The following is a 9,149-nucleotide window of genomic DNA, read 5'->3' as shown; positions in this document are numbered from 1 at the left end:
CAACACCAGCACCATCGCCAGCCGCCCCGGTGACCAAGCAGGCTTCCCCCGCACCGGGAACAGACCGACGAACTGCTCATCGGCGAACAGAACGCCCAGCTCATCCCGGACCCGGATCGCCAGACTGTCCTTCGGGAAGGCCGCCCGTGCCACCCGCACCGTCTCCACCGGGATCTCCCCCGGCTCCCTCGGCTGCATCGACATCGGCATCCCCCCCCATACGACAACGTCGGCTCCCAAGACCACAACAAGGTCTTGGGAGCCGACGTCACGCGAGAGCCGGGATTAACCAACAGCGTCCTGTGCGGCTCCGGCCCTCCGCCATGCGTACGTCGATCAGGCGGCGGCAGGCGCGGTCTCGGCGTGAAGCAGGCCGATGAGCTCGGTCAGCTGCGCGGCGACCTCGGCGTCGTCGGAGGGGTGGGTCTCGGCGAAACGGACCAGCGAGCCGGGGATGGCGAGCTTGGCGTCGAGAACCTTGGCACCGGCGATGCCGGCGGCCTTGCGGGCCTCGTCCTGCGCCCAGACGCCGCCGAACTGGCCGTACGCGGTGCCGACCACGGCGAGCGGCTTGTCGGTGAGGGCGCCGGCGCCGTACGGGCGGGACAGCCAGTCGATGGCGTTCTTCAGGACGGCCGGAATCGTGCCGTTGTACTCGGGCGAGAAGAGCAGCAGCGCGTCGGCCGAGTTGGCGGCCTCGCGCAGTGCGACGACGGGGGCCGCCAGGCTGCCCTCCACGTCGATGTCCTCGTTGTAGAACGGGACGTCGCCGAGGCCTTCGAACAGCACGACCTCGGCGCCTTCGGGGGCGAGCTTCACAGCCGCCTCGGCGAGCTGGCGGTTGGTGGAACCGGCACGAAGGCTGCCGACGAGGGCGAGAATACGAACAGACATAAGGGACTCCACAGGGGCTGAAACGTTGTCGTCACGATCCGGACCGAAGTCCGTTTGAAGTTCTACCAGTGAAACGGACCGTGGTCCAGTTTTCTTCCGAGGCGTTACGCTGTCTTCATGTCCGACTCCCTGCCGCCCTTCCCGCAGCCCCAGCGGGGGGCCGGCGAGCACCTGCTGCTGGAACTGGGTCCCGGTGTCGGCCCCGAGGCCGTGGCCGAGGCCGGAGCCGACGAGCCGTGCCTGCGCGCCGACGCCGCACGCAACCGTGCCCGCCTGCTGGAGGCCGCCGCACGGCTGGTGGAGCAGTTCGGCGCGGCCGGCGTGACGATGGAGGCGGTGGCCGCCGCGGCGCAGGTCGGCAAGGGGACCGTGTTCCGGCGCTTCGGGGACCGCACCGGACTGCTGATGGCCCTGCTCGACCATTCCGAGCGGAAACTCCAGGCCGCCTTCCTTACCGGTTCGCCGCCGCTCGGCCCCGGGGCGCCACCCGTGGAGCGGCTGCGCGCGTTCGGTGTCGCGGTGCTGCGCCGGGCCGTCGACGAACTGGAACTGCAACTCGCCGCCGAAGGTGAACCGGGCCGCCGCTTCGCTTCCGCACCGCGCATGGTGCTGTCCGCCCACGTCACCATGCTGCTCCGCCAGGCGATCCCGGGTGCCGACTGCGAACTCCTCGCGAAAACGCTCATGGGATATCTGGATCCGGCTCTCATCCATCACCTGACCAAGCAGTGCGGGATGCCGCCGACGCGGCTCGAGGCGGGCTGGATCGACCTCGTCGACCGGATCACGGGCGCTACGCCTTCGTGTTGAGGGCGAGTTTCGGCCAACTGCTCCGGTCGCACTCCGGCGTGCGTGATTGGTCAACCGGTCGCACCTGACCGGGACTTGACTCCGCGTGTCCGGAAAGCGCGTGCACCGCGCGGCGGTGCGGGGTTCGGTCGTGAAGTGGTCGTACAACGGGCCCCGGGTCGCTGGAAACGATCTTATTAAAGCGTTTCAGTAAAGCGCTTTCCTGAAGCGCTTTCGTCAACTGCCTTTGCTATCGGGTCGATTGCGAAGTTCCCCCGGTCAAAACTGTGCCCCGAGCTTCTGCAAAGATGCCGTACGTCATGGTGCAGATACCGAATTCGGCCGTCCCGGCGACGCCTCAGCCGCGCTCCGTGCCCACGAGCGCGGATGTGGCACGCCTGGCCGGCGTCTCGCGCGCAACCGTCTCCTACGTCCTCAACAACACCAGTGCCGTCCGGATCAGCGAACCCACCCGCCGTCGCGTCCACGAGGCCGCGAAGGAACTCGGGTACGTTCCGCACGCGGCGGCCCGCAGTCTGCGGGCCGGACACAGCCGTATGGTCCTGATGCCCGCGCCGAGCGTGCCGATCGGCCCGCTCTACAGCCAGTTCATCAACGAACTCCAGTGGGCGCTCAGCCGCCTCGACTACACCGTCGTCCAGTACGCCTCCGTCGGCCTGCGCGGCGACGAGGCCGCCCGGGCCTGGGCGGAACTGCGGCCCGCCGCCGTCCTCGTGCCCGTGGGCGGGATCGGAGCCGAGGGCGTGGCAGTCCTCAAGCGCTCCGGCGCCCGGGCCGTCGTCACGCTCGGTTCCGAGCGCATCGAGGGTGCGCACAGCCTGCTCGTCGACCACGCCGGAGTCGGCCGCGTCGCGGGCGCGCATCTGTACGCCCGTGGCCGCCGCCGGATCGGCGTCGTCGTGCCCGAGGAGCCCGGGCTGAAGGTCTTCTCCAAGCCCCGCCTCGACGGGGTGCGCAGCGCGGTGGAGGGTACGGACGCCTCGGTGACCGTGCTGCCACTGGCGTACGAGGAGGAGTCCGCGGCCCGGCTCGCCGCCCGCTGGCCCGAACTCGGTCTGGACGCCGTCTTCGCGTTCAACGACGAGTACGCGATGCTCCTGATGCGGGCCCTGCAGGACGCGGGCGTCAACGTCCCGGACGACACGGCGCTGGTCGGCGCCGACGACCTGGTCCTCGGCCGGCTGCTGCGGCCCAGACTGAGCACGGTGCACATCGAACTCCCGGCCGGCCGGGATCTCGCGGAACTCGTCGACCGCGCCGTGCGCAACCCCGGTGCCGACGTCGAGACCCACCACGTCCACGGAGCGACGCTCGTCCACCGCGACTCCAGCTGAACCGTCGTCCGCGGGCGGCGACTTCGGCGGCGCGGTTCTCGTGCGGCGTGACTAGGATGTTGCACGCTCAACCAGTGGGGATGCCGTCGACCACCGGAGGCCGCGTGCTGCTCTGCCGCGCACCGGATCACCGCATCCCGCCCCGCGGCTGACGAACGGCCGCGAACCACACGGGACCCGCGTTCGCTCCGCGCGTCCCGCCGGTGACGAAACGGAGAGCCGCAATGCCGTTGCTCGACCCCAAGACCTGGCAGTCCCATGCCGCCCGACCCCTGTCGGGCCCCGAGTACACCGTCACCGAGCCCGCCACCGGCGAGGCGCTCGGCACGGTCACGCTCGCCACCGGCGAGGACGTCGCACCGGCCGCGCAGGCCGCCGGTACCGCCCAGGCCGCCTGGGCACGCACCCCGCACTTCGTGCGCGCCGGAGTTCTCCGCAGGGCGGGCGACCTGTTCGCCGCGCACGCTGACGAGCTGCGCGACTGGATCGTCCGGGAGTCCGGTTCGATACCCGGCAAGGCCGAGTTCGAACTGCACGTCGCCGCCCAGGAGTGCTACGAGGCCGCCGCCCTCGCCTCCCGTCCGGTCGGGCAGGTGCTGTCCTCGGAGGCACCCCGGCTGTCCTACACACGGCGGGTGCCCGTCGGGGTGGTCGGCGTCATTTCGCCGTTCAACGCCCCGCTGATCCTCTCGATCCGCTCCGTCGCCCCGGCCCTCGCGCTCGGCAACGCGGTCGTCCTGAAGCCGGACCCGCGCACGGCGGTCTGCGGTGGGTTCTCCCTGGCCGCGGTCTTCGCCGAGGCGGGCCTGCCCGAGGACCTGCTGCACATCCTGCCGGGCGGCCCCGACGCGGGCCAGGCACTGGTCGCCGACCCGCTGGTGCCCGTCATCTCCTTCACCGGCTCCACGGCGGCGGGCCGGGCCGTCGGCGAGGCGGCCGGCCGCCACCTCAAGCGCGCCCACCTCGAACTCGGCGGCAACTCCGCCATGATCGTCCTGGAGGACGCGGACCTCGACGCGGTGATCTCCACCGCCGCCTGGGGCTCCTTCTTCCACCAGGGCCAGATCTGCATGACGACCGGCCGGCACCTCGTCCACCAGTCGCTGTACGGGGAGTACGTCGAGCGGCTCGCGGCCAAGGCCGACTCCCTCGCCGTCGGCGACCCGCACCGCGCGCAGGTCCACCTCGGCCCGATCATCGACGGCTCCCAACTCGCCAAGATCCACGGCCTGGTGGAGTCCAGCACGGCGAGCGGCGCCAGGCTCGCGGCGGGCGGCACGCACGAGGACCTCTTCTACCGGCCGACAGTCCTCGCCGACGTCGACGACCGGACCCCGGCCTACACGGAGGAGGTCTTCGGCCCGGTCGCACCCGTACGCCCCTTCACCACCCTCGACGAGGCCGCCGCCCTCGCCTCGGCCGGCCCCTACGGGCTCTCCCTCGGCATCGTCACCCGCGACACCTCACGCGGCCTCGACCTCGCCGAACGCATCCCGACCGGGATCGTCCACATCAACGACCAGACGGTCAACGACGAGGCCGTGGCCCCCTTCGGCGGGGTCGCCGCGTCCGGCACGGGTGCGAGGTTCGGTGGGGAGTCCAACCTGGAGGCGTTCACTGACGTGCGGTGGACCACTGTGCGGGGGGACGTGGCGCCGTACCCCTTCTAGAACGCTGCGGTGCGTCGTCGCCTGCGAGTCCGTCGTGGCTGGTCGCGCAGTTCCCCGCGCCCCTGGGGGCTGCGCCCCCTGGCGGCTGCGCCCACCGGGGACGCGGGTCCCGGCCGGGCTACTCGCCCTGCTGGGCCTGCTGCTCGGCGACCGACTTGCGGACCTCGTCCATGTCCAGCTTCCGGGCCTGCCCGATGACGTCCGTCAGGGCGGCCTCGGGCAGGGCGCCCGGCTGCGCGAACACGGCGACCTGGTCCCGGACGATCATCAGCGTCGGGATCGACTGGATACCGAAGGCCTGCGCCAGCTCCGGCTGCGCCTCCGTGTCGATCTTGCCGAACACCAGGTCGGGGTTCTCCTCGGCGGCCTTCTCGTACACCGGGGCGAACTGACGGCACGGCCCGCACCAGGACGCCCAGAAGTCGATCAGCACGAACTCGTTCTCCGTGACCGTCTGGTCGAAGTTCTCCTTGGTGAGCTCCACGGTGCTGCTCATGGCCTGGTTCCTCTTCTTCCTGCTGTCGGGTCGTTGCCGGTGCGCTCGCACAACACGGCCCGGCCACCGCGTATTCCGCGCCCATACCCGTGTGGCCACGGGCCACGCCACCTACCAGACTGACCCCATGACGGAAACGGAAACCAACGTGTACGACGTCGTGGTGCTCGGTGCCGGACCCGTGGGGGAGAACGTGGCCGACCGCACCCGCGCGGCCGGCCTGTCCACCGCGATAGTGGAGAGCGAACTGGTCGGCGGTGAGTGTTCCTACTGGGCCTGTATGCCCAGTAAGGCCCTCCTGCGCCCGGTCATCGCCCGCGCCGACGCCCGGCGGGTGCCCGGCCTGCGCCACCTCGTCCAGGGCCCCCTGGACGCCGAAGCGGTCCTCGCCCACCGCGACTACGAGACCTCGAACTGGCAGGACGACGGACAGCTCGGCTGGCTGGAGAGCATCGGCGCCGACCTCTACCGGGGCCAGGGACGCCTGGCCGGCGCGCGTACCGTGACCGTGACGGGCGAGGACGGCTCGACGCGGACGCTGACGGCCCGGCACGCGGTCGCCGTGTGCACGGGCACCGGCGCCCAACTGCCCGACCTGCCGGGCCTCGCCGAGGTCGGGCCCTGGACGAGCCGGGAGGCGACCAGCGCCAAGTCGGTGCCCGGCCGCCTGATCGTGGTCGGCGGCGGTGTTGTCGCTGTCGAAATGGCCACGGCCTGGCAGGCGCTCGGCTCGCGGGTCACCCTGCTGGTGCGCGGCAAGGGCCTGCTGCCCCGCATGGAGCCGTTCGCGGGCGAACTGGTCGCCGAGGCGCTGGCGGAGGCGGGCACCGACGTCCGCACGGGAACCTCGGTCCAGTCGGTGACCAGGGAGAACGGCACCGTCGTGGCGGTCACGGACACCGGCGACCGGATCGAGGCCGACGAGATCCTCTTCGCCACCGGACGTGTCCCGCGGACCGACGACATCGGCCTCGACACGGTCGGCCTGGAGCCGGGCTCCTGGCTGTCGGTCGACGACAGCCTCCGGGTCACCGGAAGCGAGTGGCTGTACGGGGTCGGCGACGTCAACCACCGCGCCCTCCTCACCCACCAGGGCAAGTACCAGGCCCGGATCGCTGGCGCCGCCATCGCCGCCCGCGCGGCCGGCACACCGCTTCTGGAGCCCGCCCCCTGGAGCGCCCACGCGGCCACCGCCGACCACGGCGCCGTCCCGCAGGTCGTCTTCACCGACCCGGAGGCGGCGTCCGTCGGCCTCTCCCTCGCCGAGGCGGAGCAGTCGGGCCGCCGGGTTCGCGCTGTCGACGTGGAGTTCTCCTCGGTGGCCGGCGCCGGCCTGTACGCCGACGGCTACCGGGGCCGTGCGCGCATGGTCGTCGATCTGGATCGCGAGACCCTGCTCGGCGTGACCTTCGTCGGTCCCGGCGTGGGCGAACTGATCCACTCGGCGACCGTCGCCGTCGCCGGCGAGGTGCCGCTGGGACGGCTGTGGCACGCGGTGCCGTCGTATCCGACGATCAGCGAGGTCTGGCTGCGGCTGCTGGAGGCCTACCGGGACGGGAAGCAGGAGAACTAGGAACAGCACCGGCGGTCGGAGGAGGCGAGCGGTCAGAGGGGGAAGCCCAGCTCCTCGGCCGCCTGCGCCGGGGTCGGCTGGGCCCACCGCTCCGCCATGGCCGCGCTGGACGACAGCGAGCGCAGCTCCGCGCGGTCGAGATAGAGCGTGCCGTCCAGATGGTCGGTCTCGTGCTGGACGATCCGGGCCGGCCACCCCGTGAACACCTCGTCCACCGCGTGCCCGTACTCGTCCTGGCCCGTGAGCCGTACCGTCGCGGGCCGGGACACCACCGCCTGCCAGCCCGGGACGCTCAGACAGCCCTCGAAGAACGCGGCGCGGTCGGTGCCGACCGCCTCGTACGACGGATTCACCAGCACCCGGAACGGCAGCGGCACACGCCCACGCGCCACCCGCACCTCCTCCGGCACCGGCGCGGGGTCCTCGACGACCGCGATCCGCAGTTCCACCCCGACCTGCGGCGCCGCCACACCGACGCCCGGTGCGGCGTGCATGGTCTCGCGCAGCGCCTCGACGAAGCGGGCCAGCAGCTCCGGGCCGAGCTGCCCGTCGTAGGGCACGGTGCCACGGCGCAGTACCGGATCACCGGCGGCGACGATCGGCAAGGGGCCGCCGACGGCGAGGAGTCGTTCGACCCGGTCGGCAAGGGTGCTCGGGTCATGGGGAGTTGCCATGGCGCCAGGATGTCACGCACCTCCGACACCCGGCGCCCACTTGTGTGACGTACGCCACTGGCAGGGCCGGGAACTCGACGGCCCGGCGGTCCGACTACTGAACCGTCCCCACAGTCCTACCGCCGTCCAGTCGCCCACCGCCGTACACCCTTACAGCCGTGCACCCCCACTGCCGTCTTCCCCGCTCACCGTCCTCAGCCCACCGGAGAAGCCCGCCGATGTCCACCGCTCCCACGACCACGACGGACGAAGTCCCGGACGCACCGGACTCGTCGAAACCCTCCGCCCCGGCGAGACCGTCCGCAGCCGCCACCCTCCGCCCGCTCGTCCTTCGGCTGCACTTCTACGCGGGCCTGCTCGTCGCCCCGTTCCTGCTGGTCGCCGCCCTGAGCGGTGCTCTGTACGCGGCCTCCTTCCAGGCCGAGAAGATCATCTACGCCGACGAGTTCACCGTCTCCGTGGGCGACACCAAGCTGCCGATCTCCGAGCAGGTGGCCGCGGCCCGCAAGGCCCATCCCGAGGGCACCGTCGCGGCCGTACGCCCCTCGCCCGAGGACGACGCCACGACGAGGGTCATGCTGTCCGGTGTGGCCGGTGTCGGTGCGGACCACACGCTCGCCGTGTTCGTCGACCCGTACACCGCGAAGGTGGAGGGCGCGCTCGAGCAGTACGGGTCGACGGGCGCGCTGCCCCTGCGTACCTGGCTCAGCGAGTTCCACCGCAATCTGCACCTCGGTGAGACCGGCCGCCTCTACAGCGAACTCGCGGCGAGCTGGCTGTGGGTGATCGCGGGCGGCGGCCTGGTGCTGTGGTTCGCCCGCCGCCGCACCCAGCGCAAGGTGCGCGGCACCAGCGGACGCCGCCGCACCCTCGGTCTGCACGGCACCGTCGGCGTCTGGGCCTCGGCCGGCTTCATCTTCCTCTCCGCCACCGGCCTGACCTGGTCGACGTACGCGGGCGCCAACATCGACGTCCTGCGCACCTCCCTCGGCCAGTCCACCCCGTCCGTCTCGGCGGCGGCGGGCGGCGAGCACACGGGACATGGCGCGGCGGCCGGTGCCGGGAGCACCGGCGAGCACGGCGTCGGCCTCGACAAGGTGCTGGCCGCCGCCCGCGCAGAGGGCCTGGGCGACCCCGTCGAGATCGTTCCGCCCGCGGACGAGTCCTCCGCGTACGTCGTGAAGCAGATCCAGCGCAGCTGGCCGACCAAGCAGGACGCGGTCGCCGTGGACCCGTCGACCGGCGAGGTCCTCGACGTCCTCCGGTTCGCGGACTACCCGGTGCTCGCGAAACTGACCCGCTGGGGCATCGACGCGCACACCGGGGTCCTGTTCGGGATCGTCAACCAGCTCGCGCTGATGGCCCTCGCGCTCTCGCTCGTCCTGCTCATCCTGTGGGGATACCGCATGTGGTGGCAGCGCGGCCGGGCCTCCGCCTTCGGCCGCCCGATCCCGCGCGGCGCCTGGCAGCAGGTGCCCCCACTGCTCCTCGTGACGCTGATGGCGGGCGTGGCCGTAGTGGGCTACTACGTTCCGCTGCTCGGCATTCCGCTGGCCGCCTTCATCGCCGTCGACGTGATCCTGGGCGAGATCGACCACCGGCGGGGCGGGCGCACACGCGGGGAGCAGGCCGGCGCGAAGTAGAGACGAGACGGCCCGGCTCTCCTCCTTGAGCTGGGGAACCGGGCCGTCCTGTCCA

General features: G+C 71.9%; 8 protein-coding genes and 1 pseudogene. 5 read left to right on the top strand and 4 right to left on the bottom strand.

Going from position 1 to position 9,149, the window contains the following annotated elements:
* A pseudogene (locus G3I56_RS28370) lies at positions 1 to 204 on the bottom strand (IS5/IS1182 family transposase); the annotation flags it as partial.
* A 132-nt stretch (positions 205 to 336) separates the two neighbouring features.
* Positions 337 to 894 (bottom strand): NAD(P)H-dependent oxidoreductase, encoded by a 558-nt coding sequence (locus tag G3I56_RS28365; RefSeq protein WP_164413784.1) that lies wholly within the window; start codon positions 892 to 894, stop codon positions 337 to 339.
* Positions 895 to 1,011: 117 nt separating this feature from the next.
* Between G3I56_RS28365 and G3I56_RS28360 the strand changes: the two genes are divergently transcribed.
* The 3 genes from G3I56_RS28360 to G3I56_RS28350 all read left to right on the top strand — a co-directional run bounded on the left by G3I56_RS28360 (position 1,012) and on the right by G3I56_RS28350 (position 4,708).
* The gene (locus tag G3I56_RS28360) at positions 1,012 to 1,704 is read left to right on the top strand and encodes a TetR/AcrR family transcriptional regulator (RefSeq protein WP_164413782.1); all 693 of its coding nucleotides are present in this window, start codon (positions 1,012 to 1,014) and stop codon (positions 1,702 to 1,704) included.
* Positions 1,705 to 1,991: 287 nt separating this feature from the next.
* On the top strand, positions 1,992 to 3,038 hold the full coding sequence (locus tag G3I56_RS28355) for a LacI family DNA-binding transcriptional regulator (protein ID WP_203690829.1): 1,047 nt from the start codon (positions 1,992 to 1,994) through the stop codon (positions 3,036 to 3,038).
* A 224-nt stretch (positions 3,039 to 3,262) separates the two neighbouring features.
* Entirely contained in the window at positions 3,263 to 4,708 is a 1,446-nt protein-coding gene (locus tag G3I56_RS28350; RefSeq protein ID WP_164413778.1) for a benzaldehyde dehydrogenase, read from the top strand.
* Between the two features lie 118 nt (positions 4,709 to 4,826).
* On the opposite strand, the gene trxA is transcribed toward G3I56_RS28350, so the two are convergent.
* The gene (trxA, locus tag G3I56_RS28345) at positions 4,827 to 5,204 is read right to left on the bottom strand and encodes a thioredoxin (RefSeq protein ID WP_164413776.1); all 378 of its coding nucleotides are present in this window, start codon (positions 5,202 to 5,204) and stop codon (positions 4,827 to 4,829) included.
* Between the two features lie 127 nt (positions 5,205 to 5,331).
* On the opposite strand from trxA, the gene G3I56_RS28340 reads away from it, so the two are divergent.
* Positions 5,332 to 6,777: an NAD(P)/FAD-dependent oxidoreductase gene (locus G3I56_RS28340; protein ID WP_164413774.1), complete on the top strand. Its 1,446-nt coding sequence runs from the start codon at positions 5,332 to 5,334 to the stop codon at positions 6,775 to 6,777.
* Between the two features lie 32 nt (positions 6,778 to 6,809).
* On the opposite strand, the gene G3I56_RS28335 is transcribed toward G3I56_RS28340, so the two are convergent.
* A complete protein-coding gene (locus G3I56_RS28335; RefSeq protein WP_164413772.1) occupies positions 6,810 to 7,451 on the bottom strand; it encodes a peptide deformylase in 642 nt (213 codons plus the stop codon).
* 218 nt (positions 7,452 to 7,669) lie between these two features.
* Here G3I56_RS28335 and G3I56_RS28330 point away from each other — a divergent pair, with 218 nt between their 5' ends.
* Complete coding sequence (locus tag G3I56_RS28330; RefSeq protein ID WP_164413770.1) at positions 7,670 to 9,094, top strand: PepSY domain-containing protein; 1,425 nt, start codon at positions 7,670 to 7,672, stop codon at positions 9,092 to 9,094.
* Positions 9,095 to 9,149: the final 55 nt, after the last annotated feature.

Origin of the sequence: Streptomyces sp. SID12488, assembly GCF_010548275.1 — a bacterium.
Lineage (GTDB): Bacteria > Actinomycetota > Actinomycetes > Streptomycetales > Streptomycetaceae > Streptomyces.
Note: the sequence above shows the minus strand (reverse complement) of the source record. Positions and strands in the feature narration are given on the sequence as shown.